The sequence below is a fragment of the Dyadobacter sp. BE31 genome, from assembly GCF_031457695.1.
Taxonomy (GTDB): domain Bacteria; phylum Bacteroidota; class Bacteroidia; order Cytophagales; family Spirosomataceae; genus Dyadobacter.
This window is the reverse complement of record NZ_JAVDXA010000002.1, coordinates 1640780-1667453: the sequence shown is the minus strand read 5'-3', so window position 1 is coordinate 1667453 and position 26674 is coordinate 1640780. Positions and strand designations below refer to the sequence as shown.

20 protein-coding genes are annotated in these 26674 nt (G+C 53.2%); 8 read left to right on the top strand and 12 right to left on the bottom strand.

The annotated features are described in order from the left end of the window. Positions 1 to 131 precede the first annotated feature (131 nt). The 4 genes from J2Y43_RS15525 to J2Y43_RS15510 form a co-directional block, all read right to left on the bottom strand. Complete coding sequence (locus tag J2Y43_RS15525) at positions 132 to 3290, bottom strand: carboxypeptidase regulatory-like domain-containing protein (protein ID WP_309984197.1); 3159 nt, start codon at positions 3288 to 3290, stop codon at positions 132 to 134. Positions 3291 to 3571: 281 nt separating this feature from the next. Next, on the bottom strand, positions 3572 to 4669 hold the full coding sequence (locus J2Y43_RS15520) for a histidine kinase (RefSeq protein WP_309984194.1): 1098 nt from the start codon (positions 4667 to 4669) through the stop codon (positions 3572 to 3574). A 12-nt stretch (positions 4670 to 4681) separates the two neighbouring features. After that, complete coding sequence (locus tag J2Y43_RS15515; RefSeq protein ID WP_309984192.1) at positions 4682 to 6802, bottom strand: xanthine dehydrogenase family protein molybdopterin-binding subunit; 2121 nt, start codon at positions 6800 to 6802, stop codon at positions 4682 to 4684. A 4-nt stretch (positions 6803 to 6806) separates the two neighbouring features. Beyond that, positions 6807 to 7016, bottom strand: a complete 210-nt coding sequence (locus J2Y43_RS15510) for a hypothetical protein (protein ID WP_309984190.1) — start codon at positions 7014 to 7016, stop codon at positions 6807 to 6809. Between J2Y43_RS15510 and J2Y43_RS15505 the strand changes: the two genes are divergently transcribed. Beyond that, positions 7015 to 7887, top strand: a complete 873-nt coding sequence (locus J2Y43_RS15505) for an NmrA family NAD(P)-binding protein (protein WP_309984188.1) — start codon at positions 7015 to 7017, stop codon at positions 7885 to 7887. The genes J2Y43_RS15510 and J2Y43_RS15505 overlap by 2 nt on opposite strands. 6 nt (positions 7888 to 7893) lie before the next feature. Here the strand turns inward: J2Y43_RS15505 and J2Y43_RS15500 are convergent, their stop codons facing one another. Genes J2Y43_RS15500 through J2Y43_RS15490 form a run of 3 tightly spaced genes read right to left on the bottom strand, consistent with a single transcriptional unit; the run spans position 7894 to position 11972 of the window. After that, positions 7894 to 9744 carry a MutS-related protein gene (locus J2Y43_RS15500; protein ID WP_309984186.1) on the bottom strand — a complete coding sequence of 617 codons (1851 nt, stop codon included), beginning with the start codon at positions 9742 to 9744 and terminating at the stop codon, positions 7894 to 7896. 8 nt (positions 9745 to 9752) lie between these two features. Beyond that, on the bottom strand, positions 9753 to 10226 hold the full coding sequence (locus J2Y43_RS15495; RefSeq protein WP_309984183.1) for a DUF1440 domain-containing protein: 474 nt from the start codon (positions 10224 to 10226) through the stop codon (positions 9753 to 9755). Between the two features lie 30 nt (positions 10227 to 10256). Then, positions 10257 to 11972, bottom strand: coding sequence for a hypothetical protein (locus J2Y43_RS15490; protein ID WP_309984181.1), 1716 nt, complete (start codon positions 11970 to 11972; stop codon positions 10257 to 10259). A gap of 172 nt (positions 11973 to 12144) precedes the next feature. Here J2Y43_RS15490 and J2Y43_RS15485 point away from each other — a divergent pair, with 172 nt between their 5' ends. Next, positions 12145 to 14805 (top strand): PAS domain-containing protein, encoded by a 2661-nt coding sequence (locus tag J2Y43_RS15485; RefSeq protein ID WP_309984179.1) that lies wholly within the window; start codon positions 12145 to 12147, stop codon positions 14803 to 14805. Here J2Y43_RS15485 and J2Y43_RS15480 read toward each other — a convergent pair. Then, positions 14802 to 15398, bottom strand: coding sequence for a hypothetical protein (locus J2Y43_RS15480; RefSeq protein ID WP_309984177.1), 597 nt, complete (start codon positions 15396 to 15398; stop codon positions 14802 to 14804). The genes J2Y43_RS15485 and J2Y43_RS15480 overlap by 4 nt on opposite strands. A gap of 5 nt (positions 15399 to 15403) precedes the next feature. Beyond that, a complete protein-coding gene (locus J2Y43_RS15475) occupies positions 15404 to 16213 on the bottom strand; it encodes a metallophosphoesterase (RefSeq protein ID WP_309984174.1) in 810 nt (269 codons plus the stop codon). A 181-nt stretch (positions 16214 to 16394) separates the two neighbouring features. On the opposite strand from J2Y43_RS15475, the gene J2Y43_RS15470 reads away from it, so the two are divergent. The 4 genes from J2Y43_RS15470 to J2Y43_RS15455 all read left to right on the top strand — a co-directional run bounded on the left by J2Y43_RS15470 (position 16395) and on the right by J2Y43_RS15455 (position 23011). Further along, positions 16395 to 16853 (top strand): hypothetical protein, encoded by a 459-nt coding sequence (locus J2Y43_RS15470; protein ID WP_309984172.1) that lies wholly within the window; start codon positions 16395 to 16397, stop codon positions 16851 to 16853. Between the two features lie 158 nt (positions 16854 to 17011). After that, the gene (locus J2Y43_RS15465; protein ID WP_309984170.1) at positions 17012 to 17389 is read left to right on the top strand and encodes a hypothetical protein; all 378 of its coding nucleotides are present in this window, start codon (positions 17012 to 17014) and stop codon (positions 17387 to 17389) included. A 93-nt stretch (positions 17390 to 17482) separates the two neighbouring features. Next, positions 17483 to 21841, top strand: coding sequence for a CusA/CzcA family heavy metal efflux RND transporter (locus tag J2Y43_RS15460; protein ID WP_309984168.1), 4359 nt, complete (start codon positions 17483 to 17485; stop codon positions 21839 to 21841). Positions 21842 to 21847: 6 nt separating this feature from the next. Next, on the top strand, positions 21848 to 23011 hold the full coding sequence (locus J2Y43_RS15455) for an efflux RND transporter periplasmic adaptor subunit (RefSeq protein WP_309984165.1): 1164 nt from the start codon (positions 21848 to 21850) through the stop codon (positions 23009 to 23011). 148 nt (positions 23012 to 23159) lie between these two features. Here the strand turns inward: J2Y43_RS15455 and J2Y43_RS15450 are convergent, their stop codons facing one another. After that, positions 23160 to 24725, bottom strand: a complete 1566-nt coding sequence (locus J2Y43_RS15450; protein ID WP_309984163.1) for a sulfatase — start codon at positions 24723 to 24725, stop codon at positions 23160 to 23162. A gap of 239 nt (positions 24726 to 24964) precedes the next feature. Here J2Y43_RS15450 and J2Y43_RS15445 point away from each other — a divergent pair, with 239 nt between their 5' ends. Further along, positions 24965 to 25354 (top strand): hypothetical protein, encoded by a 390-nt coding sequence (locus J2Y43_RS15445; RefSeq protein WP_309984161.1) that lies wholly within the window; start codon positions 24965 to 24967, stop codon positions 25352 to 25354. Positions 25355 to 25455: 101 nt separating this feature from the next. Continuing rightward, on the top strand, positions 25456 to 25689 hold the full coding sequence (locus tag J2Y43_RS15440) for a hypothetical protein (protein WP_309984159.1): 234 nt from the start codon (positions 25456 to 25458) through the stop codon (positions 25687 to 25689). Between the two features lie 95 nt (positions 25690 to 25784). Here the strand turns inward: J2Y43_RS15440 and J2Y43_RS15435 are convergent, their stop codons facing one another. After that, positions 25785 to 26285 carry a hypothetical protein gene (locus tag J2Y43_RS15435; protein WP_309984157.1) on the bottom strand — a complete coding sequence of 167 codons (501 nt, stop codon included), beginning with the start codon at positions 26283 to 26285 and terminating at the stop codon, positions 25785 to 25787. A gap of 40 nt (positions 26286 to 26325) precedes the next feature. Then, positions 26326 to 26661, bottom strand: a complete 336-nt coding sequence (locus J2Y43_RS15430) for a hypothetical protein (protein WP_309984155.1) — start codon at positions 26659 to 26661, stop codon at positions 26326 to 26328. Positions 26662 to 26674 lie beyond the last annotated feature (13 nt).

The following is a 26674-nucleotide window of genomic DNA, read 5'->3' as shown; positions in this document are numbered from 1 at the left end:
CCAATGGCTTTACATCAAAAATTATGCCTCTTGCAAACAAAAAAGGACGCCGCATACCAGCGACGCCCTTTCCATTGATTCTTATCTATCTTACAAACCTAAATGCTACTCCTTGGTGAGCATGCCGGTGATCAGAATGAATAGCGCAGTCCTACCTGGATCTGGTAAGGATTGCCGTTCAGACTTGACACCCCTGCGCCCTTGTTCACATTGTAAACAAACTCTTTCTTCGTCTTATCGAAGCTCTTGATCGTGTAAAAGGTTTGCTTGCCCAGGTTGGTACCCACGCCCCAATCTTTGTTCAGGAGGTTGGCGAAGTTGAACACGTCGATGGATGCCTCAATACCGTGCGTTTTGTAGATTTTGAAACGCTTGCCCAAACGAACGTCGAACACGCCGTAGAAGCCATTTACGCCGCCGTTCCGCTCGGCGATTTTCCCCGTGTTGTCGCGGATGTAGGTCTTGATACTCTGCTCGGCATCCGGATTATCCATGATGGATTTGAGTGCAGTACGAATGTATTCCGGCGTTGCGGCGCTATTGTAGTCGTACACGTACGGCAGGTCATTGGAGGAAACGAAGTCGCCGTTCATGTTGCCGCTCACGGCCAGCGAGTAACGTGTACCGCCGATGCCCGAGTAGCGAACGCCGAGTGTAATACCCCAGAAGCTCGGTGCTGTACCGTACACCACTACCTTGTTGCGGAACTGGTTGTTGGCATAGCTCATGCGGCTCAGGTCGCGCGGGTCGTCGATCACCATCTGGTCGAGGGTGGCGGTGTTGGCCACGTTACCATTGTAGGAAGTATTGTCTTTCGAATCGTTCCAGGTGTAGGAAGCGGTGATCTGTCCATCGCGGAAATACTTGAATGTACCGTCGATCACCAATGCGTACTGGTTCTTCTTGCCATCGCTCACGAGTTCCAGCACCCGGCCGACCTGCTTGGTCCGGCGGCTGTTGAGCCAGTTGGTAGCACCGTTGGTGGCATTGATGGTTTCGGCAGGAACGTACACACCGCGGTTGGCTTCTGCACCGATGCGGAAGAACGGCTCATCCACCATGTTGCGGTCGATGTACATGTAGTTGTTACGCGCCCACGACGCATATCCGCTCACACCGATCCGCAGGCGGTCACTGAAAAAGTGGTTGTACGAGAAGTTGGTTTTATACACAACCGGAACCTTGGCATCCGGGCTGTTGGTGTTGATCGTGATCAGGCGCTCGATGCCGGGAATATTGAAAAGTTCCGCACCGGGAGCCTTGCTTGGGTCCTGGCGGTACAGTGGGAAATCAGGGGTTGGTACCAGTGCTCCCTGGATTTCCACCGAAGCCACTTTGGAACCGTCGAACAGCATATTGTTCACCATCGAATAAGGGTTCAATGCCGAACCGAAAACACCCGCTCCGAAACGGATCACATCTTTGCTCTGCTCGTTCACGTCCCAGGTGAATTGTACGCGCGGCTGCAATTGCAGGGTGTTAATGCGGTTGTTGGTTTTGATACCCAGCTCGTCAAACACCACCTGGCTGAAATTCGCCCGGTTGAGGTACACGGTATTGTCCAGGCGCAAACCGGCAGTCATATCCAGGCCGAGACCCAGTTTGGTATCCATTTGCGCATACAAGCCGGTGCTCAGCGATTTTACTTTGTTGCTCTGGTCTTCATTCAGGTAAATTTCGCGGGCGTAGCGGTAAGGTTTCAGGTTATTGAAATTATCCATTCCCGTGAAATAGAAACGACCGTTCATTTCGCTTCCATAGCGTGAATGCATCAGGTTGTACATCATGTCGATACCGAATGTGAAGTTAATCTTCCCGGTATTGTAGTACAGATTATCCACCGCCTGCACCACAGTTCCTTTGAACCATTCCGGCGAAAAGCGCTGACCACCGATCTGAATGGAGGTCAGGTAATTGGTTGTACCGACAACAGATTCAACGTTTTCGACAATCGCGCGCGGAATACCTGCGGCAGGAAGCTGGGAGCTTGGAAGCACCTGTACATCCTCGTAGAAATGCTGCACTTTCAGCTCATTTGTCACACGCGGATTCAAACTCGTACGGAGCGAGGCCATGAGGCTGTTATCGAATTTCTTACGGTCGATGTAAGACTCGTAGAAGTTGATATTGGAATTATCGCCTTCCGAAAGCGCGTCGTTTTCGATCACCATGTTATTGCGGATCGTCAGCAGGTTTCGGGAGTTCAGCTGCCAGTCTACGCGGGCGAAAATCGCGTCGGTACCTTTGGCTTTGTCAAATGCGCCGTATTGAGGGGCGCTTGAAACGCCGTACTTGTCGCGGGCAATGCCTACGAAACGTTCCAGGGTTGCATTGGTAACCTTGTTGGCTGCCTCGTCGGCAGGGCTGAGGATGTTGGCAATATAAAGCGGGCGCGAGTCGGCCTGGTGGTCCCATGCCACGAAGAAATGCACCTTGTCCTTTATGATGGGCCCACCGAGTGAAAATCCATACTGGTAAGTCGAAAACTCCTGCGTTCTTTTGTTTCCGCGGAGGTCGTATTTGCTCGAAAGCGCGTCGTTACGCACATACGTGAACGCGCTGCCTGAGAGCTGGTTGGTACCCGATTTGGTCACAGTGCTGATGGTACCGCCACCCGCGCGGCCCATGGTCACATCGTACTCGTTGGTAACCACCTTGAACTCCCGGATCGCTTCCATCGAAATCGAGTAAGCGCCCGAAGTAGCGCCTCCGGCGATGGTACCGCGGGAGGTCATCCCGTCGATGGTGTAGTTGGTCGACGAGGCCAGCTGACCGCCGAGGCTGCTGCCGTTGGTCAATGGCGACAGGTCCATGAGCGACGTAAAGTTACGGCCGTTTACGGGTAGCCGCGCAATGTCACGGGCGGTAACGGGCGTAGAGGCGCCTAATGTTACTACTGTGTTTTTCAGGGAGTTGGCGACAATGTCAATCGCTTTGAGCTCATTTGCAGAGGCTTCCAGTGAGAAGTTCAGGCGCAGCTGGTCGCCCTGGTTGAGCGAATATCCGGTCTTTTTTTGCTCACCATAACCGATAAACGACACCGTGATGGAATAGGGCGAACCAAGAGGTAACTGCTTAATAATGTAATCGCCGTTCGCGTCGGTAACCGTACCCGTACTGAAACCGGTCGATTCGTTTTTGACATAAACCGTAGCACCGATAACCGGCCCGGCCTGTCCTTCGCTGACCTTCCCGACAATGGACGCTTCATTCCCCTGTGCCCGCGTTTCGGGCCCCCAAAGCAGGAGGAATGCGCATAGTCCGAGACATGCAGTAATTAATTTCATCATTTTTTCTGTTCGTTTGGTTATTGGTACTTCGTTCAAATGCATTGCATAGGCGCTGCCTCCGAAGCTACGGCGTCGTAACCCGGAAATAGGATGTGTTTCGGTTCGCAGTTATAGTTACTGCCGCTTGATCGTATACGTATAGAGAGGGGAAGTGTGACCGCTAAATCCGTCACAAAAGTAGGTTGGCAATGTTATCAGTCCGTTAACGACACGTTACGCTTGGATTAACATTGCGAAAGGAAATGAAAGTATTTTTAATGAAAGTAAATTAAAATAAAGTACTATTGGAGAGCTGGCTGCCTGATCGGTACCGCTGGCAGCGGAGTCAGTTCTATGTGAAGGTTTACTTGAAATGCGCCGTCATGATGCCGGATAGCCAAGTCGTGACGGCCTGGGTAAATGAGGTCGAGGCGACGCTGTACATTTTTGAGTCCTATGCCGCCGTAATGCACGGCTTGCCTTGTCGCTAAGGGAGAGGAACTGTTTGAAACTTCAAATTCAAGCGTGCTTGTTTCTGCGTGCAGGCGAATTTCGATCCGGTTATCGCGGTCATTGTCTTTCGAAACGTGTTTGAAAGCATTTTCAACAAAAGTCATTAAAATGAATGGCGTAATGCCTGCGCCGGGAGGGAATTCATCCGTAATATCGGTAACGACCGTCACGCCGGTATTCTGGCGCAGTTTTTCGAGCGCGATAAAGTTGCGGAGGTAAGCGATTTCCTTATCGAGGGGCACGAGCTCGTCGTTGCATTCGTACAGATGGTGGCGCAGCAATTCGGAGAACTTGGCCAGCGATGACGAGGCGGCGTCGGGGTTTTTGTGGATGAGGAAAAAGATGGAGTTAATGCTGTTGAACAGGAAATGCGGGTTGAACTGGTATTTCAAAAAACGCAATTCAGTTTCGAGTTTCTCTTTTTCCAGCAGCTGTTTCCGCCGCTCGGTACGGACCCAGTTTTTGGTGAGTTTAATGCTCATTGCCAATGTGGTACTCGCCAATGTAGAGGGCATCGCTTCACCGAAAAAATAGAAGAAGCAATTGGTATCCCTCCCAAACAGCGTCTCCACCGACTGATGCGCCAGCCAAGCACTCACATAGTAGCCCGAAACAATCGCCAGTGCCGTAGCCAGCAAGGTTATGCCCAGGTAGCCAATGTAGGATTTGAGCCGCCCCTTTTCGAGGTATTTAGGAATGAGGTAATACAAATTGAAATACACCGCCACCGCCTGCAACACCACATAAAACACGAACTTGACGGCATAAGGCGAGAAAAGGATGCTGTGTGCAGCCTTCCATGGGTTGCCCATCGCGACCACCCACCACAAGTAGTGGTAAGCGAGCCAGAAAGGAATGTGGTACAGTTTGGAAAGCGCCTTTTGCATACCCTAAATTTATCAAATATTGGAAAGCAAAGGCAATTTCCTGACGCGCTTGCCGGTTGCTGCGAAGAATGCATTCGCCAGCGCCGGTGCGATGGGCGCTACACCGGGCTCGCCGGCTCCGCCCATTTTGCCGTCGTCTTCAACAATGTCTACCTCAATAGCCGGCGCCTCGTCCATACGCAGAATGCGGTAATCGTGGAAATTGCTTTGGCGGACTGCCCCGTTTTCAATTGCGATTTCACCGAATAATGCAGCAGTGAGCCCGTAAATAATGCCGCTTTCCATCTGGGCCTTCACGCCGTCCGGGTTTACCGCCAGCCCGCACGCGATGGCGCATACCACGCGGTGGACTTTCAGGTACCGGTTGGAATAGGATATTTCGACTACCTGCGCCACCACGCTGCCCATGGCTTCGTGCACTGCTACGCCCCGGAAATGGCCCGCGGGGAGCCCTTTGAACGATGTATGATCCCAGCCTGCTTTTTCGGCAGCGGTGGTTAATGCGGCGAGGTGCCTCGGATGGCCGGCCAGCAGCTTTTTACGGTATTCGACCACATCGGTACGCGCCAGGAAAGCCAGTTCGTCGATGACCGTTTCCATCACGAATGCCGTATGCGTATTACCCACAGACCGCCAGGCCAGTACCGCCACATTGTTGGCAGTAGTGTGCAGCCTAACGGAATGGTCGGGGCAGCGGGCAATGTAGGGCGAGCCGTTCACACCGTCGATCGTGCTGTAATCGAGGCCGTTGGGAGCAATGTCTTTTTCAAGGACCGTATTCACAAAAAGCGATTGGCCGACGACGTCGTGCTGCCAGGCCACAGGCAATCCGGCCGCATCCGTGCCCACTTTGACCTTGTGCCAATACACCGGCCGGTAATAGCCGCCGCGGATATCGTCCTCCCGCGTCCACATCAGTTTGACAGCCTCGCCGCTCGCCCGGGCAATATGCACAGCTTCCATCACCCAGTCGTTCCCGAAGGAGCCGCGCCGCCCGAAGCTGCCGCCCATGGCAGGCGCGTAGAGGGTTACCTGCTCGTCTTTGAAACCCAGAGACTTCGCCACTTCCTGCCGGTGCAGCGCATTGGATTGGGTAGCCGTCCATATTTCGCATTTGCCGGCCGACAGTTTTACCGTACAATTAAGGGTTTCCATCGGCGCATGGGCAAGGAATGGAAAACAAAACTCCTCCTCATAGAGCGACCGCGCTTGTTGCCAGGCATTGGCAACATTGCCCTTGGATTGTGCCACCTTACCCGGCTGGCCGGCGGCCTCACGGTATTGCGCGAATAGTTGCGCGGTATCGGGGTTACTCCTGCCTTGAGTATCCCATTCAACATGCAGCGCTTTTCGTCCCTGTATGGCCGCCCAGGAATGCTCGGCTACAATGGCGATGCCCTCCGGCACCTGCACCACTTTCCGTACGCCCGGAATCCGCAGCGCAGCCGACGCGTCGTAAGATTTGACCTTCCCCCCAAACACCGGGCAGCGTTCGAGCACGGCAGTTAACAGGCCGGGGAATTGAATATCGATACCATACCGGGCTTTCCCATTCACCTTATCGGGTACATCCAGCTTCTGCGGAGGGTTTCCACCGATCAGCTTCCATTCGTTGGGGCTGCGGAGTTTTACGTCCGGAACCGGTAGCCGGGCGGCGTCTGCGGCCAGGGAGCCGTAACTTAGTCGGGTTGTTCCTGCCTGTACGTAACCCCCGGCAGTTGTGCATTGGTCCGGCGCAATGCCCAGGCGCTGTGCGGCCGCCTGCACGAGCATCGTACGCGCGATGGCGCCCGTGGTGCGGTAGCAGTCGAACTCGGATTTGACGGTATCCGAGCCGCCGGTGGAAAGTACCCACATGCTTTCATCCAGGTGTGGGCCTTCGATTACCCGGTGCTCCACGCGGATACGCGCCCAGTCGCAATCCAGTTCCTCGGCGATGAGCATGGCGAGTGTCGTCCAGATGCCCTGGCCCATTTCCACTTTATTGAGAACAATGCGGATCGTATCGTCGGGGTCGATCCGGAGCAATGCATTCGGCGAAAAAGCGGATGCGGGCAATGCGGCCGCAGCGGATTTCGAAGGGACGAAAAAGGAAAGTAAGAGGCCGCCGGTTGCCAGCGCGGCTGTTTGCATAAAATCACGGCGGTCCATACAACATACCACAAAAGTTCTGCTGCAAAAGAATGGAGCAGAACTTTGGCAGGAAAATTGTTTTGACGAGACGCTGGTCGGACGGGATCAAATGCACTTTACCGGCGAAGTCTGCGAGCAACCGCGGCGGCAATGGCGGCTGGTTTGATTTTTGATGTAAACGACTTTTTTTATTCATCACAAACTCTGAAATCATGGCACACATCATTTTGGGCGCCTCGGGCCGGGTAGGTTCGGCAGTTGTCGACCGGCTTCTCGAATTGGGAGCACCGGTGAAGGGAGTAGTAAGAAACGAAGGGAAGGCCGAAGCGCTGAAATCGCGCGGAGTGGACACTTCCATAGCCGACGCGCATAATCTGCCCGCATTAAAAGCAGCCCTGCGCGACGGCGAGACGCTTTTTGCATTGACGCCCGAAACGGGCCGGGAAAAAAATGTCCTCGGTGATACGAACGACATCCTGACCAACTACCGCGCCGCTTTGGTTGCTGATGGTATTAAAAAAGTAGTGGGGCTGTCGTCGATGGGCGCGCAGCATCGCGAAGGGACGGGCAATCTGGTGATGTCCTACATGCTCGAACACGCATTCGACGGCATCGGCGTTTCGCGGGTATTCATCCGGCCGGCGTATTATTTCAGTAACTGGCTCAACTATCTCGAACCGGCGAAAAAAAACGGCGTGCTGCCCACGTTCTTCCCGATTGATCTCAAAATTCCGATGATATGTCCTTCGGACGTGGGCCATTTCGCCGCGGAAGTGCTGACCAACGGGGACCATGATATGACAATTTACGAGCTCTACGGGCCGCGTTCGTACAGCTCTGCCGATGTGGCAAAAGCATTCGGCGAGGTGCTGGGCAAGGAAGTCAAGGCGCAGCAAATACCGCGGAAGGACTGGGACAAAACATTGGATTCGATCGGTTTTTCGGCAGATGGCGTACGCAACTTCATCGAAATGACGGAGGCCGTCATCAGCGGCAAGTCGATGCCCGACAGTAAAGGAACGGTTCGCGCGCAGGCCGACACCACGTTGGAAGCCTACCTGGAAGAGGCCGTGAAAAGCGCCTGACGGTTTTCAGACCGAACCGATATCCGACAATATCCGTATCCCGCTGCGCTTCATCAACTCGCTTGCATTGAAATCGGTACAAATACCGGGTGTGAGCCGGTAGTCGAATGAAATTTGTCCGTCGCGGATCGTGCTGTTGAAGCTGAAATTTTCGATCGCCAAGTCCTTGGTAAGTTGGGCCAGATCCAGGTCGTGGGTAGAAATCATCCCAAATGCATTCAGCTCGCCCAACTGGCGGATCAGCGACACGCCTCCACGGAAGCGGTCTTGCGAGTTGGTACCCTTGAACATCTCGTCGAGCAGAAAGAAGATGGGCTCGCCCTCGCTCACGAGTTTCAGCAATTGCTCGATCCGTTGCAGCTCGGCGTAAAACGACGACACCGATTCTTCGAGGTTATCCTGCGTGCGCATACTCGTGAATATCCGCAGGGGCGATACCCGCGCGTGCGACGCGCAGCAAGGCGCGCCCATGAACGCGAGTACGAGGTTAATGCCCACCGTTCGCAGGAAAGTACTTTTGCCGGCCATGTTGGAGCCCGTGATCATCGTCGTAGCGCCGCGGGCGTACATGGTAAAGTCGTTGCTTACCCGGTTTTCCTGCTTTAACAAAGGGTGTCCAACTGTTTTGAAATCAATCAGATAAGGTTCGGTTGTGATTTCGGGAAAAGTGTAACGGGGATTGGAGTAGGCGAACCCGGCCATGCTGGCGAGCGCTTCCAGCTCGCTCACCGCCGTGATCCACGGGCCGACATGTGCGCCGTTTCGGGATTTCCATTCTTCGGTTTTCAGGATAAGGTGGACGTCGATCAGCCACAGGTTATTGATCATGCCGTAAAAGGCATTTTTACCAATGGTATTGCGGGTGCCTTTTTGCTGGAACATTTCCAATATCTTTTTCAACGCTCCGATTTCCTCCGAGGCTTTCGTGCCCGTTTGCGCAAATATGGCTTGCAGGTCGTTTAGTTGTTTAGTTTCAAATCGTTGTTTCTCAACGGTCTTAATCAGCGAGTGGTAGGTTCCGATAATGCCGATATTCCGCTGGGTGCTCATTATGATGTCCTCCGCGGCATGTCTGAACTTCCGAAGGTAGATTGCGTTAATGATCGCCATTCCAATGAGAGGCAGTAAATGAATGCCGTCAAGGTCGCGGAGATGGAAGAGAAAATGATAAAGGAACCATCCCAATGCGAGGGTGGAAATCGCTGCGAGCGAGAGGCTGACCGTTAACAGGCTCTTTCGGGATGATAAAAAGCGCGGCGTCTCGTCCACCCATTTCAGGAGCAGTTCGTAGTCACTGTCGGTGGAATGGAACGGCATACCGGAGGCCTGGAATTCCTGCCGCCAGTCGAGCTTATCCGCCAGCTCGCGTACGGCAGCTTGCCGGTCGGCAATCGTTTGGGGATCGGCGGGAGCGGACAGCCAGCTGGCCAGCAGCCGCGAGCCGGATTCGGTGGTGGTCCGGTTGAGCAGCTGAAACAGCGAATGATGCCCGAAAATATCCAAATCGGCCGCGTAGTCGTGGCGGCGGCCCAGGAATTGCTCCCCGGCAGGAAACGCGGAAAGCGCGTTATCCATCCGCAGGAGCTCCGCCTCGTTGATTTGTATTAAATACTCGACACGCTTTTTGTCGGCGGTAAGGCGGTTGTAGCGGCGTAATGTAAAAGCGAACCAGGTAGCACCGATAGCGGCGGTGAGAACAACGGGAATCACCCAGCCGTAAGCAGCAAACGACATGACGAGGATGCCGGTCATCAGGAACACGGCCAGCCGGGTATAGGACAGGCTGTTGAGCTCGGGTAAAATGCCTGCTGCCGATAACTTATATGCCTGTACTTTGTCTTGATAGATTTCTTTCATTGGACTAATCACCGCCGTGAGGCCGGCACAATGTACGCAATAGGGATACCCACGGCTACGATCAGGATCGCAATGCCGAGCAATGCCGCACCGGGGTCGGGGAGGGGCATGCCCTCGAACACGATCTGCAAAACGCCGAGGTTCATCACCAGCCAGATGAATATGCCATAAAGGATACCACTGACCAGCTTCCGGCGGCGCAGAAAGGACAGGCCGGGGTAAATGAGGTAATAAAAAATTGAAAAAATGAGGGCGATCAGGAAATGCAGCAGCAGACCGGTAATGATCATCGGTGTGCCGCCCGAATAAGCGGCCTTGCCGAAGACCCCGCTCGCGATGGACATGAGTATGCGCGCCGGACTGGTCTTTTCCAATATGACGGCATACACCAGAAATGCCGCCAAGATGTCGAGCGTGCCGGCAACCAAAGTGGCGGATAGGATGGCATTCCGGCCCGGCCGGCCGATTTTGAACACACTCATACGCGATTCCGGATAAGGTAAAAAAGCAAGTTACCTGATAAAGACAGAACCCGTCGGAATCTGCTCGGCTTTGGCGAATGCCCGTTCATATTTTGCCTTAATACCCGCCAACTGCCTGGTTTTCCGCTGTGCTTTCAGGCTTTGTGACAGGCCTACCAACGACCAGCCATTGGATGGGTTGAAGATCAGGTCCTCGCGGTAGACCTTTTCCGCCAGTGCCGGTTTCCCCGATTTCAACAAATAAGCACCCAGGAACTGGCGGGATGGTAGCGGCCAGTCTTTGGGTTCGGTGTAAATGAGCTGGTCTTCCAGCTTGACGGCGTCTTCCAAAGCGGCAATGCCTTTGGTACGCTCGTTCCGTGAAATGGCTGTTACGCCTTCCAGAATTTTTTCCGCGATGGCGGCAATTTCCACCGGCGAGTTGAACGGGATTCTTCGTTTGGTCAAAACCGGGTCCTGGATTCGGGCCTTCAATGAAGCCAGCCGGGCAGCAGCCGAATCGGGGCGGCCTGTGTTGGCGAATGCGATGCCCTTGGCAAAGTCGGATAGCAGGCTGGCGTAGGTCCATTTCGGATCAGGCGTCACCGAGTCGGAGAGGATTTGCTGCCATTTACCCATTCTAACCTGCGTCATGACCGGCAGCATAAAAAGGTATTGGTCGTAAGTGGTTTCAGGTTTCGGCGCTACGCTTCGACGGCAACGCTGCGCATAACGCATGGCGTCGCTGTACATGCCTGCGGAAAGCGCGCAATAGGTCTGCACCGCAAAGTAATGCGGGGAATGCTTGGTGAGCGAGAGGTTTTTAGCCAGCATATCATAATTCAGCAGGGCATCGTCGGCAAGGTTGTTCACTTCCACGCCTTCCGTAAAAAGGCCGTTGCGCTCGTACTCGTGGCTGGCCATATGCACCATGTGCGCTACGCCCGGGAGCAGGTCGCGCAGTGCCTCCGCGCTCGCGAGGGCTACCTCGGGGTGTTTGGAAGCCTCGGTGAGGTGAATGTGGTAATGCAGGGCTGCCGGATGTTTCGGATCGGCTTTCAGCGCCTTTTCGCACAATGCGACCAGCTCCGGCGTCCAGGGTTTGGCAGTACCGTCCTTTTTCCAGAAATCCCATGCGTGCATCAGCATCTGGGAGTCGATATAGAGTAACTTGAATTCATTTTCTTCGGGATGATCGGCCACCAGTTTTTTGAGCTTGTCGGAATAAGCCTGGTTCAGTTCAGCGCGTTTGGTGTCGGAGGGATCGTCGGAATACCGGGCGTTCATGGCGTCGATCAGCAACTTTTCCTTTTCGGTGGCGTGGGCGGTGAGGCTGTTCATTTTGGCCAGTGCCTGCGCTACTTCGGCCGGTTTGGTGTACAAATGGGCTGCATTATAATACGGGCCCATGGCCAGCGCCTGGCCCCAGAATGCCATGGCATTGGTAGAGTCGATGCGGCCGGCTTCCCGGAACGACGCCACCGCCTCCTTGAAATGATAACCATAATACATATTAAGCCCCTGATCGAAATAGAACTGGGAGCTGTCGGAGCTCGTCGAAACCTTGTAGGAAAACCCGCCCCAGCCCGGAAGGGCCACTACATACTTACCATTCAGCATGGGTGCCGGGAGATTCTGATACGAGGGGCCGCACACGGTTATTTCTGTGGGGGTATTCGGGTATGCCGCCGTTTCAGCAGATTGACGTTCAACTGCGACAAGGCCAGTGGCCAACGACAAGGCGGCGATAGGTAGAATCGTTTTCATAAATATATTTAAGGCTTCAATCCCAATATAGTGATTATATTACCTCTTTTCGTCGAAAATATCTTTAAATTGTACGAATAATAAGGTTTTTTGATCGGGAGAATTGAGGTTAACGTTTATTTGCCATCGTTAGGGAAACTGTGCATCAGGTCTTTCGGGGCCGACCAATGATATGATCAACCATTATCTGAGTCAGGTATTTAGATTTCTCCCGGCACCCAGCATGGTGGTGCTTCCGGATGGGCCCAAATTTACCATCACCGACGTGAACGATGCTTACCTGGAAATGGTGTGCATGGCCCGTAACGAATTGGTTGGTAAGGGTTTTTACGAAGCATTTCCCAATAATCCCTACAACCGCGTAGCCCCCTGGAACAACCTGCTCGAAAAGCTGGTCGCAGACGGGCTGCCTAATCAATCGCCTGCTACGAAGTACATTCTGCCGCCCGACAGCGAGGGGCGGCAGGATATTAAATACCTGTTGGCAACAAACACGCCGGTCAGAAACGAGGCCAATGAAATCGTGTGTATTCTCCGCACGGTGATGGACGTGACCGAAGTGACGATGGCCGAGCGGACGCACAGTCCTTTTACTTCCGAAAAATTTCTCAACGAAACGCTCCGTATTGCGAGGATAGGCAGCTGGGAGGCCGACCTGATCAACGAGGTCATCAACTGGTCGGATGTGGTGAAGGAAATTCACGAGGTACCCGCCGACTACCAGCCCGGTTTTTTGTCCGCCATGGAGTTTTACCGCCCCGGCGAGCACCGCGATGCTTTTATGCAGGCCGTGGATGAGACGATAGCAACCGGCAAGCTGCTGGACCTCGAACTGGTTATCGTCACTGGCAGTGGAACCGAAAAGTGGGTCCGGGTAACAGGGAAATCCGAAATCGTGGAAGGAGTTTGTACCCGGATCTACGGGGTTATCCATGATATCGATAAGCGTAAGAAAGTGGAGCAGGAACTTGTGGAATCACACCGGCAGTTCGAATCGCTCGTGCAGACAGTCGATGGCATTGTTTGGGAAGCCAATGCGGATACCTTCGAATTCAGTTTTATCAGCGACCAGGTGCAGCATATCCTGGGCTATACGCCGGAGGAATGGCTCGCAGATTCGTCTTTCTGGCAAAATCACATTCACCCAGACGACCGCGATCAGGCGGTCCGCTATTGCCACCGCGAAACACAGCAGCTTCGTAACCACACCTTCGACTACCGCATGTTGAAAGCCGACGGCAGCCTGGTGTGGATCAAGGATGTGGTTTCGGTGATCCTCGAAGGCGGCAGGGCTGTCGCATTAAGGGGCCTGATGGTCGACATTACCGAGGCGAAGCGGCTCGAAAACCTCGAACACCTCGAAAAGATGGTGCTCGAAATGAATTCGGTGAAAGGCACGCCGCTGGCGAGTGTGCTCGATAAATATGTACAGGGCGTGGAAGCGATGTTTCCGTATTCGAAATGTTCTTTGCTGGCTGTTAAAAACCGGAAGCTGTACACATTGGCATCGCCTTCGCTGCCACCCGAGTATGTGGATGCGATAAACGGCAGGGCAATTGGGCCGAACGAAGGTTCGTGTGGTACGGCCGCTTTTCTGAAACAGCAGGTGATCGTCAGTGATATCGATACCGACCCGCGCTGGGATACTTACCGGCACCTTGCATTACCGCACAACCTGCGCGCCTGCTGGTCGCATCCTGTCATCGTCGGCGATGAAGTGGTGGCGACCTTCGCTATCTATTATGACCGTATCTCAGTGCCTGGGGAAGATGAGCTGAAAGTGATCGAGCGCGTGGCGTCGATTCTGAAAGTGATTTTGGAGAACCGCCAGAATTTCGAGCTGGTGCAGGATGTAAACGAGCGGCACGAGTATGTGAATATGGCCACCAACGACGCGATTTACGATTGGGACCTCGCGCGCGATCATATTGAATGGGGTGATGGTTTTTACAGACTGTTCGGTAAAGAACCGGACAAAACGAATTATCCTCTGGCACGCTGGGCGGAACGGGTACATGCCTCCGACAGAGAGCAGGTGGAGGCAAGCCTCGAAAAGCAGCTCGCCGACCCCGAACAGCATAAATGGATCATCGACTACCGCTTCATGAAAGCCGACGGCCAGTATGCTTACGTCGAGGAGATCGGCTATATCCGCCGCGACCGGCTGGGAAAGGCCACCCGGATGATCGGCGTATTGAGGGATGTTACCAAGGCCCGTCAGGAAGAACATGAGCTGAAACTCCTCGTATCGGTGATTACCAACACCAACGACGCGGTGCTGATTGCTGAGTCTGACCCGCGTGACATTTCGGGGCTCAAAGTGTTGTATGTCAATGCTGCGTTCACGCGCATTACGGGCTATTCACCCGAGGAGATCGTGGGTAAGAGTCCGGCATTGCTGCGAGGTTTCAGTCCGGCCCGGAATGACTTCGATCGGCTGCAAGACGCTATTTACAGCCTCGAAGCCCTTAAAGGCGCCACGTTGCGCTACGTACGCGACGGCGAGGAGTTTTTCATTAACCTGTCGCTGTTGCCCGTCGCGGATGTGCGAGGTGTGCATACGCACTGGATTGCGATCGGCCACGACGTGACCGACCGCCTGCGTTACATCAGTGAAATCGAAGAACGCAACCATAAATTGCAGGAGATCGCCTGGATGCAGTCGCATGTAATACGCGCGCCGCTCGCGAGGCTGATGGGCCTGATAGACCTGATCCGCAACTACCAGCATTCGGATACCGAGAAAAACGAACTGCTCGACCATGTTCTGACCTCGGCTTACTCCCTCGATGAAATTATCCGTGATATTTCTTCGAAAACCGAACGCATTTAATCGAAACCGAACTTCACACCCAGTGAAAGACTCACGATGTCGTGCAGTTTCAGAAAGCTTTTGTTTTGTACATAGCTGATAATGAGCAGATCGTAGGTCCCTAGCTCGTAATATAGCTCGAAAGACCGCCGCCGGTTGTTCAGCACTACATTTCGCCCGGCCTTTCCACCAATGTAGGCGCCCGGCCGGATAGCCGTGGCCCACCAGTAGTAGCCCGCAGGGTAGTAGGAAGGCCATTTGGTATCAAACTGCGGCCCGAAAGTGTAGCTCAGGTAAGCCCCGATCGAAAACGGCCTGATATAATAGCTGTCACGCAGCCCTATGCGCCAGGGTGAATAGGTTGTTTTGAGTGTGGTCGTAACGAGTGCGTCTCCGCCGTATTTTTGAGGTAAAAACCCGAAAAGAAGGTCGGTTTCCAGCGTCTTGTTCCGCGAAACATAACCAGGCCCGCCGGAAAGGAAGCCGATGTTGCCGGCAAACTGCAATTTCAGATGATCGGGCAGGTACCAGGCTCGGCGCGACCTTAGGCCAACTTCCTGCGCCATGCCGTGGATACTGAGTAACAGGAGTAGTGATAGCAAATACTTTTTCATGACTTTCAGAAATTGACCCTTTCAACACTATAACCGCCTTTCCAGGTCGAAACCACCATGTAGCCACGCGCACCCATAGAGGTAGTCAGGTGGTAATTCACACCGTCGTCGTAAAACTGACCTTCATAAAACCTGTGCTGATGGCCGTAGAGCGTGAATTTTACGGTCGGGTCGTTCGCGAGGGCCTCGGTGTAAGGTTTTTCAAGATTTTTGTCAAAATCGGCATCGAATGGCGGCACGTGGCCGACCACGATCGTGTTCTGGTGAGCGGGATTGTCGGCGAGCTGGGCTTTCAGCCAGGCGATGTCGGGTACCGAACCGTCGAATGCGTATTCGCGGGAGTTGGTATTCACGAAAATAAACCGGTCGCGCCCGAAGCCGAATGAATAGTTGAGCGGGCCAAACATTTTGCGGTAAGTTGCCGAGCCGTTAGCCACAATATCGTGATTGCCGATCACGGTCACGTACGGATATTTAAGGCGCGTCATGATCTCATTCACCCATTTGAATTCCTGGGTAAGGCCAAAATCGGAAATGTCGCCGGCGTGCAGCACGAATGAAATGCTCTTTTGCTGGTTGGCGCTACGCACAAAGTCTTCGCATTCGTCGTACCATCGCTGGGTGTCGCCCATGAGGATAAACCGCGTGGTATCGGAAACGGGAAGCCGGCTGATTTTTGCAATGTTTTTGGCAGTAAGGTCTTTGTCCCGGTCGAGCAACGTTTCCTCATTGGGATTGTACTGAAACAGATCGTCGCAGGAGGTAAGCAGAAAAGCCAACCCGAGACTGAGCCCGAGACGGGACCAGCGTAGCATATTTTTCAATTTGTTGATGATTTGATGAACAATAAGCGTGATCCCGAACTCGCGGGAACGTTGTGGATTAACCCCGAAAATCATTGTTTGATTCCGGTGAGCGCATTATATTTAACCACGCGCTCAGGCACAGTTTTTGCGCGCAGTAGGTTACTATTGTTTATTTAAATTAAAAACCACTATGAAAATCAGGGACATAATTGCAGTAATGGGATTTTTGCTGATCACGATGTCAGTATCGGCCCAGGTGGTGTCCAAAGACTCTATCAACATGCTGAAAGACCAGAAACAAGTACTCGAGGTCAGCAAAAGGCTGAACGACCGGAAGCTTGAACTGGCCAAACTGGAAAATCAGGTTGCTCAGAAAACCGAAGATGTAGCGACTACCGCAGAGAAAGCCCGCAAATCCGCCGAAGAAAACAAGAAAGCGGCCGAAAAGCTGGGTGATAACCCGCAGGACAAAAAAGATGCACGGAGAGCGAGCAAGAGTGCAGGCTCGGCCCACCGCGACGCCAAGCGGGCACGCCGGGCAGTCCAGAACCTCGAAAAGCTGAACAAGAACATTGAATCGCTAAAAAAGAAAATTGCCGATGATGAATCAAAACTGGCTTCCTTGCAAGGATCGGGAGGCGGCCGCTAGTTAAATGGGTGTAAGCTTGAAGAAATTTGTACTTTTCAATTGCGTTACGTGCCGGCCGGTGGTCGGCACATTGTTTTTATGATGGGTTGAAAATCATGAGTGCCATTTAAAACGGCCAGCGGTTGACTTTAACGATCCCGTGAGTTACTTTTACCGCCGTGAGAAGGCTATTGCGAAATATCATTTTATTTATAGTTATCCTGGACACGACTTCGTTCTGCCAGGTGTACAAGATTCCTTTGCTTCTCAAACATTTCGCCGAGCACCAGTCGCTCAACCGGGAAATCACTTTCGCCGATTTCCTCTCCATGCATTATCTCGGAAAGGACCTGAACGACAACGACGACGACAAGGACATGCAATTACCTTTTAAAAAGGTAGAAGCGCATACGTCCAACTTCATCTTCGTTCCGAACACCCCCGTTTTTACATTCAAGCGGGTTTATCTCCCCATCAAAGCCGAATACGGCCCCGCTGTGCCGCAGGTCGATTACAGCACCGTGCTCGGCTCGCTCTTCCGCCCTCCGCGGGCCTAAATACACCAGATCCGGGGCTCATGCGCCCTGCCCTGTCCGTGCGTGCTACTCAGGTAGCGATGCGCGTATACGTGTATTTATTTTCCGACCAATATGCTGAACAGAATCATCAGGTTCTCCGTGGAGAACAAGCTGGTGATCGGGATATTCATGCTGCTGTGGGTTGCCTATGGTATCTTTGAGTTGACCCGGTTGCCCATCGATGCCGTTCCCGACATCACCAATAACCAGGTGCAGATTATCACTACTGCACCGTCGCTCGGTACCGAGGACGTAGAGCGGCTCATTACTTTCCCGATCGAACAGGCCACGGCCAACATTCCGGGCCTCAAAGAAAGCAGAAGCATGTCGCGCTTCGGGCTTTCGCTCGTTTCCATCGTTTTCGACGACGATTCCGATATCTACTGGGCACGCCAGCAGGTTACCGAACGCCTTTCACAGGTGGATATGCCCGAAACAGCCGGCAAACCCGAGCTGGCGCCCGTTACGACCGGGCTTGGAGAGATTTACCAATACGTTGTCAAGCCCAAAAAGGGTTTTGAAAAGAAATACTCGCTGGCCGACCTACGTACCACGCAGGACTGGCTCATCCGCAGGCAATTGCTCGGTACACCCGGCGTTGCGGACGTTTCCACATTTGGCGGGGAGCTGAAACAATATGAAGTGGCCGTGGACCCGTCGGGGCTGAAAGCGATGGGGCTCACTATCACGGACGTCCTTACCGCGCTCAGCCGCAACAACCAGAACACCGGCGGCGCATACATCGAAAAAGGGCCGACCGTGCTTTACATCCGAAGCCTGGGGCTGGCCGGATCCATCGAGGACATCAACCACATTGTAGTTGCCAACCGCGGCGGCGTGCCCGTGCTCGTGAGCCATGTGGCGCAGGTACGTTTTGCGCCCGCCATACGCTACGGCGCGCTCACGATGGCCGGTTACGGAGAAGTGGCCGGGGGGATCGTGATGATGCTTAAAGGTGGTAACTCTTCGGAAGTGATCGGGAATGTGAAGGCGCGGATCGCGGAGATCAGCAAGACACTGCCCGAAGGCCTCGAAATTGAGCCTTTTCTCGACCGTACCAAAATGGTGAACAACGCAATCGGTACCGTAGAGCATAACCTGCTCGAAGGTGCGGTGATCGTCGTGATCGTGCTGGTGTTGTTTTTGGGGAATCTGAGGGCCGGTTTTATCGTGGCCTCGGTGATCCCGCTGTCGATGCTTTTTGCAGTGGCGATGATGAACTTGTTCGGGGTGAGCGGTAACCTGATGAGCCTTGGTGCGCTGGACTTCGGGTTGATAGTCGATGGCGCGGTGATCATTGTCGAGGCAATCCTGAACCATTTGCATACCTCCCCCAAATATGCGGGGATAGGCAGCCTTAACCAGCGGCAGATGAACGACGAAGTGTCGGGCTCGGCGAGCCGGATGATGAATGCGGCTGTCTTCGGGCAGATCATCATTCTCATCGTGTATTTGCCGATTCTTTCGCTGTCAGGGATTGAAGGCAAGATGTTCAAGCCGATGGCGCAAACCGTCGCATTCGCGATCCTGGGTGCTTTTATTTTGTCGCTTACCTATGTACCGATGATCAGCTCGTTGCTGATCAGTAAGAAGATCAGCCGCACACCCAACTGGTCCGACAGGATTATGGAAAAGATCGAGCGCGCGTATGAGCGGGTGCTCGCGCGTGCATTGCGTTTCAAACGCGCGATGGTGGCGGGATCATTTGTGCTTTTTGGCGGCGCGGTGCTGATTTTCACCCAAATGGGAGGGGAGTTTATCCCGCAGCTGGAAGAGGGTGACTTCGCTACCGAAACGCGCCTTCTGGTGGGAACCAACCTCAGTACGACCATCGATGCGATCAACCGCATTTCCGACCGGTTGAAAAAGGATTATCCGGAGGTGATCAAAGTCGTGTCGCGCATTGGCAGCGCCGAAATCCCCACCGACCCGATGCCGATCGAGGGCGGGGATATGATCATCGTTTTGAAAGACAAATCGGAATGGACCAATGCCAGAACTTTCCCCGAACTGGCCTCCAAAATGGCCGCTACGGCGCAGGAAGTGGTTCCCGGCGTGACCACCGGTTTCCAGTATCCGGTTCAGATGCGTTTCAACGAGCTCATGACCGGCGCGAAGCAGGATGTGGTTTGCAAGATATTCGGGGAAGATCTTAATAAACTCGCGGCCTATGCCGACCAGCTCGGCCAGATCGCCCGGCGTGTGGACGGCACGGCCGACTGGTATGTGGAGGAAGTGACGGGTATGCCGCAGATCGTGATCGATTTCAATCGGGCCGAGATCGCCAAATATGGTTTGAACATCGACGACCTTAATAAAACCATCAATGCGGCATTCGCGGGCGCGGCAGCCGGGCAGATTTATGAAGGCGAGAAGCGCTTCGACCTCGTCGTGCGCGTGGGCGCGGAAGGCCGTAAGAGCATTGCCGATGTGCAGAACCTGCTCGTGTCTACGCCCGGAGGCTTGCAGATACCGCTCAGCCAGGTTGCAGCCGTGCGCGAGATCGAGGGCCCGAACCAGATCCAGCGCGAAGATACGCGCCGGCGCATTATTGTCGGGTTCAACGTACGGGGGCGTGACGTGCAGTCGATCGTGGAGGAGTTGCAGCAAAAGGTAGAAGCGAAAATCAAGTTCGAGAGCGGTTATTCCATTACCTACGGCGGTGCATTCGAAAACCTGCAACAGGCAAAGGCCCGGCTGGGAATCGCGGTGCCGGTAGCACTTCTGCTGATTTTCATGATGCTTTATTTCACGTTCTCGTCCGTGAAAGATGGCGCGCTCATTTACACGGCCATTCCGCTGTCGGCTATTGGCGGCGTGTTTGCGCTGGCCATGCGCGGCATGCCTTTCAGCATTTCGGCGGGCGTGGGCTTCATCGCATTGTTCGGCGTGGCGGTATTGAATGGGATCGTGTTGATCTCCGAATTTAACCGGATCAAAAAGGAAGGCCGCATTACCGATGCGTTGGAGCTGGTTATGACGGGCACCCGCAACCGGTTACGCCCGGTATTGATGACGGCCGCTGTTGCATCACTCGGTTTTCTGCCGATGGCCGTCAGTAATGGGGCCGGGGCCGAAGTGCAACGCCCGCTGGCTACGGTGGTGATAGGCGGGTTGGTGACGGCTACATTGCTCACATTGTTTGTTTTGCCGGCCTTGTATCTGTTGTTTAATTCAAAAAATAAACCGGAGATGAAGCCACGCAGTGTGGCCGCTGTAATGGGCCTCTTGCTGGTATTTACCAACATGGCGCAAGCTCAAAACAGCCCGGTGAGCCTCGATGAAGCGGTGCAGAAAGCATTGGCACATAACCGGAGCATCAAAGGAAGCCGGCTAGGGGAGCAGGCTGCGGATAAGCTGCGGGGTAGCGCGTTCGATATTGCCAAAACGGGCATTAGCGCCGATTACGGCAAATTCAACAGCCCGAATAACGACATGCGCATCGGCATTACGCAGACGATCGCGTTCCCTTCCGTGTATGGCAACCAGCGCAAAGCCCGCGAAGCCGATTACCTTGCGGCGCAGGCCCGGACGAGGCTCAGCGAGCAGGAAGTGCGGACAGGGGTGCGACAGGTGTTTTACGAATATGCCGTATTGAAAGAGCGTGAGAAACTGCTGCTCTATGCCGACAGTATTTTCACCGGTTTTGAAAGCAAATCCAATCTCCGTTTCGAGCGTGGGGCTTCCAATGTGCTTGAAAAAACAGCTGCCAGCTCTCAGAAACAGCAAATCGCCAATCAGCTCAACCTCGTGCGGAACGACCTTGTTATGGTGCTCGAACGCTTCAATTTCTGGTTGCAGGACTCATTGACTTACACGCCGCAATGGATCACGCCACGCATGGCCGCGCCAAATCTCCCAGGATTGGACGGCTTGCAGGATTTGCCGCAAATCGAGATTAGTCGGCAGCTTACACAGTCGGCGTACTTTCGTTACCGGACCGAAAAATCCAAAATGCTCCCGGAATTTTCCGCGGCCTACAACAACCAAAGCCTGCGCGGCACGCAGCTGCTGAATGGGCAGGAGGTGAACCTGACGGGGAAAGACCGCTTTGGCTACTATGGCCTGGGGATCAATATTCCGATCTTTTTCAAGGCCCATACCGCGCAGGTCGCCGCCGCACGCATCGAGTGGATGCGCGCGCAAAACGACGCCGAGCTTACCAGCCAGCGATTGCGCTCCGAATGGCGCAATGCACAGGAGCAGGTCCGGAAATTTGCCGAAAACCTGCGCTACTATGAACAGCAGGGCTTGCCCAATGCGGAAACGATCATCACCGTTGCCGACCGGCAGTTTATAGCCGGGGAAATCGACTACCTGCAATGGGTAATCCTCGCAGGGCAGTCCATTGCCATTAAAAGCGAATACGTAAATGCGCTCGGCAGCTACAATGAGGCTGTGATCCAGTTACTCCATTTGAATAATCAATAAGACATCATGAAAACATACATCTTAATATCCGTCGTGCTTTGGGCCAGCCTCTCTTGCAGCAGCCCTGGCGGAGAGCAGCGATCGGCCAGCGCGCCGTCGGCAGCGGATACCGCCGCAACGCCAGAAACCGTTATGCGACTGGTGTCATTCGATTCAAAGCAAATTCGCAATGTGGGGATCGAAGTGGGCAACCCGGTGTTGAAAAACATATCCGGCAAGCTCACGCTGCAAGGCAAGATCGACGTGCCGCCGCAAAGCACCATCAGTCTGAGTTTTCCCCTGGGTGGTTACCTTAAATCTACCAAAATGCTACCGGGAATGCGGGTCAGGAAGGGACAGGTACTCGCAGAATTGGAGGATATGCAATTCATCCAGCTCCAACAGGATTACCTCACGGCACGCGCCAAATTTGAGCTCGCCGAAAACGAATATGCACGGCAGAAAGACCTGAACCAAAGCAAAGCGGTCAGCGACAAGGTCTATCAGCAAGCGAAGGCTGAAATGGAAACCGAGCGCATTTTGATGAATGCGCTGGCCCGAAAACTGGAAGTGATCGGGATAGCACCTCAGAAGCTCAACCCGGACAATATTTCCAAAACCGTCCCCATTCTCTCGCCGATCAACGGCTTTGTTTCGAAGGTGAATGTCAATGTCGGTAAATACACTGCGCCTACGGATATGCTTTTCGAGCTCGTGGATCCCAAGGATATCCATCTGGCACTGAGTGTGTTTGAAAAAGACCTGAATGCGCTGTCTGTCGGCCAGCAGGTTAAAGCCTACACCAATGCCGACCCTTCAAAGAAATTCACCGCCGAAATAATCCTGATTGGAAAAAGCCTTACAGATGACAGAATGGCAGAAGTACATTGCCATTTCGACCAGTACAGCGCGGCGCTCGTGCCGGGGATGTTCATGAACGGCGAGGTATCGATTGAGCGAAAAAAAGCGTTGACAGTCCCCGAAGATGCGGTCGTTCGCTGGGCGAATAAGTCGTTCATTTTCGTGGAACGCGAATCGGGTAATTTCGAGATGGTGGAAATCGAGCCCGGGACGGTCAGGGACGGCTTTCAGCAAATTAATGGAGCGGGGATCGATGCCGGATCGAAGGTCGTGATCCGTAACGCGTACTCATTGCTGATGAAGATGAAAAATACCGACGGGGAGGGGTAGTCAGCCGTTTGCTCAGATTTTGTATGACATTAGTGAGCACAGGCACTATATTTTCACGTCCATTAGATGTACAATCTTTTGTACACGTTGAGTAAAGCGAAAACACCTCCCGAGGCTTCTTGGGAGGTGTTTTGTTTTTGGATCTGTGTTATTGTTTCGCTACCAGCTCGTCGGGAAAAGGCACCGGCTTGCCCGTCGTCTTGAAAGTAGGCCATTGCGCATTCCAGGCTTTGAGTTGCCGGGTAAGGAGCGTTGCCAGTTCTTTTACTTTCGAAGGATTGGAAGCGGCGAGATCATGTTCTTCACTGATATCGTCGCGCAGGTTATAAAGTTCCAGCTTTGCCTGCCGGTAATCGTAGATCAGCTTCCAGTCGCCTTGCCTGAATGCACTTGAGTAGTGGATATTCGGACCTTCCGCGGCGATCCAGCGATTGGGATGGTGCCACACGAGCCCCCGTTTATCATCTTTGAATGCTGGGTTTTTCAGGATCGGCAAAAATGTCTTTCCATCTATTTTCTGAACGGTTTTTGCATTTCTTATGCCTGCGATATCCAGGATAGTCGGGTAGAAATCCTCCACGATCACATACTGATCGGCCACCGTGCCGGCTTTAACCACCCCAGGCCATTTTACCAGCATCGGCTCGCGGATACCGCCTTCGTAGACCGACCCTTTCCCCGCTTTCAAGGGCAGGTTGTGCGTCCAGGCTTTTCCGCCGCGTGCCGGTGTAATGCTCAGGCCACCGTTGTCCGACATAAAAAGCACTACGGTATTGTCCGAGATCTTCTTCTCGTCCAGATAACGGAGCACGTCGCCGAGGCTCTTGTCCATGCCTTCGAGCAATGCGGCGTACTTGGCCTCGGTGCTGTCCAGGCCGGCTTGGAGGTATTTGTTCAAAAAGCGCGGGTCGGCGGTAAGCGGCACGTGCACCGCATAATGGGCCAGGTACAGAAAGAACGGCTTGTTGTCGGCTACCGGTTTCTCGATCGCTTTGAGGGCCTCGATGGTGATCGCGTCGCTCAGGAAGGTGTCGGTGCCGTGGTAGGCTTCCAAACCCGGCACGGCATTGCGGTTGGGTTTTCCGTTGGCTGGGCTATCGTAGTTAGCGCGGCCCGAGTAGCTTGCCGGATGCCCGATCGAACTTCCCGCGATATTGATATCGAACCCTGCATTGAGGGGATCGGCGCCTGGCGTTCCCTCTGAGCCAAAATGTGCCTTGCCGCTGTGTACGGTGTAATAGCCGTTCTGGCGCAACACTTCGGGCAGCGCAGTGGCATGAAAAGTATGTTCGACGCCGGCAACCGGGCTGAAACCGTTGATATTCCAGTCGACCGCATTAAGCGTGGCGTCGGTATAGTCGGTATTCTTGTTCTTGTCGGGCGATGTCCAGTGCGTTACGCGGGTGTGCGCCGCATTTACGCCCGTGATCAGGCTCACGCGGGTAGGCGTACATACGGGCATTGCGTAGGCGTTCGTGAACTTCATGCCTTCGCGTGCGAGCCTTTCCATGTTGGGTGTATGATAGCGGCGGTTGAAATCGGTAGCCTTGTTCCAGAACGGCACCGAGGTGTCCTGCCAGCCCATGTCGTCGACCAGGAAAACGATGATATTAGGCTTGTTTTTGGATGGAGATTGCCCCAGAGTGGGGTAGTTCGGGAGAAGCGCGGCCAGTATGATTACATAGTACTGCCACGCGGTAAAGCGGGTATTCATTGGATTAAACGGATCGGGGTAAGGAATTAAAAATGCGGGAAGATCGGGAAATTTGATGTACAAAACCAATTGTTTAATGTGCGGAATGAACTTTTGCGGCTAAGGCTTTGAAGAGTGACAATTTTAACCTTACTTTGTCTATAAAATAAGTAGACTAAATAATTTCGCAGCAAACCACCTGTTGCTGGAATGGAATTTGGAAGAAGAGGGCGTCAACTCCTATTAAACTGGAAACCATCATGGTATTAGAAAAGACATTTCATTTGAGCGTGGGCCGGGAGGCCAAGATCATCGTGAGAGGGCGGGTGGCCCGCAACCGCAGCGAAATCGTCATCGATTACGAATTCCTCATCCGCGAAAAACACGACACCGACTTCCGCGAGCCGATCGGGCCGAACCATCCGCAATACTGGAAACTCAAAAAATCCACTCCGGAACGTTCCCAGCTGCTCCAACTCGAATACAGCGGCATCTCACGCAAGCAAATCCGGGATGCCACCCGCGAGTTCAAACGCGCAGCCGGTCCGGGATACACTTTCCGTTATCAAAACGAAATCGAGGAACGCACGAAATATCTGAAAGGCATCCGCGTAAGCGCGCTTAGCAGGCGGATGCTTTCGGTGGCGTAGCCTTCTGATCATTTCCTATTTATCCATCGGACTATACGCCCGTTTGTGTTGCTTGGGCTTTATGGAATTGTTATTTTTGAGAAAAGCAATTCCATAAAGCTATGCAACACACTTTTCAATTAAGGGCATCAAATCTCACGCCGGGCTTTCTCGATAAGCTCAGAAAACTATTTGGTGACAAGGAGATCAAAGTCGTTGTAGAGGATGTAAAGCCCGACGGCACGTCTCAGCAGGACCTGTATCTATCTCTAATGGCGCTACGGGAGGAGTTCAAAGATTTAAAAGTCGATCCCAGCATTGATATTTCTAAGCTTGCAGACGAGGTGAATCTATGATTTATCTCGACACAGATGTGTTGATTCATTTCCTGAAGAAAATTGCGCCACTTTCGAAATTGAAGGTGGTCGTTTTGGGATAGTAAAAACAACTTTTACGCGCTTTTTGCATTAGCTGCAACTACCGCCGCCTTCTGCCAAATGTAGTAATAGAACATCGCCCTGACAGGTTGTGACATCGTGCGCGTGCCATTTACCCAGGCGCTTACGTTACTTTTATCGATACCTGTTTCATCCACAATGTCCTTTACCTTGATGTCGTAGCTGGTCATAGCTTCCCGGATATATTCCGGTGTGACTTTTTCGGTGGGATTTCCCTGATAGGGGACCGCAGTTACTACAATTTCATACTCGGGGAAGAAATGTAAAAACAACTCCTTCGTGCGAAGAATCAACTTGCTCTCGTCGGCATGGTTCTCATGAGGCGATTTGGTTTGAATAGTCTGAATTTCAAGAATACCGTCCCGGGCAGACAATACTTTAAAAGTTATCCTGGCGAACTTCCGATGTTGTAAAGCTCCAATTTCCAGTTTCTTGATATTTTCGGAAGTAGTCAGGTCCTTTATCAGATGTATGTTTTTAACAATAGTTTCCATAATCGAAGTTCTAGTAATATAATACGAGTGAACAGCCCAACTAAATTTCAATCAGTATCAGGTCGTCATTTTCAATGTGATATATCGCTATCTGCTCATTTACCTTGCCAAGTTCAATCGCCTGTTCGCGATCGTGAACGATGTATACAGCATCCCAGTAAAACAACCCGTCGTCGTTCCAGCCGCCCATAATTCCCGTCGTGTCTGACGCCAAACCGATCACCCTTCTCAATCCCTCGTCGCCAAAAGAATTCTGGGTTTCCAGCATGGCAATGACATAGCCCGATGTAACAAACTCGCAATCGGGGAGGGTAATTGTAAATCCTAATGCATTCTCAGCGGCGATGTCTTTGATTCTCCGAATAAGAGCTTCCATTATAGTGTGTGCC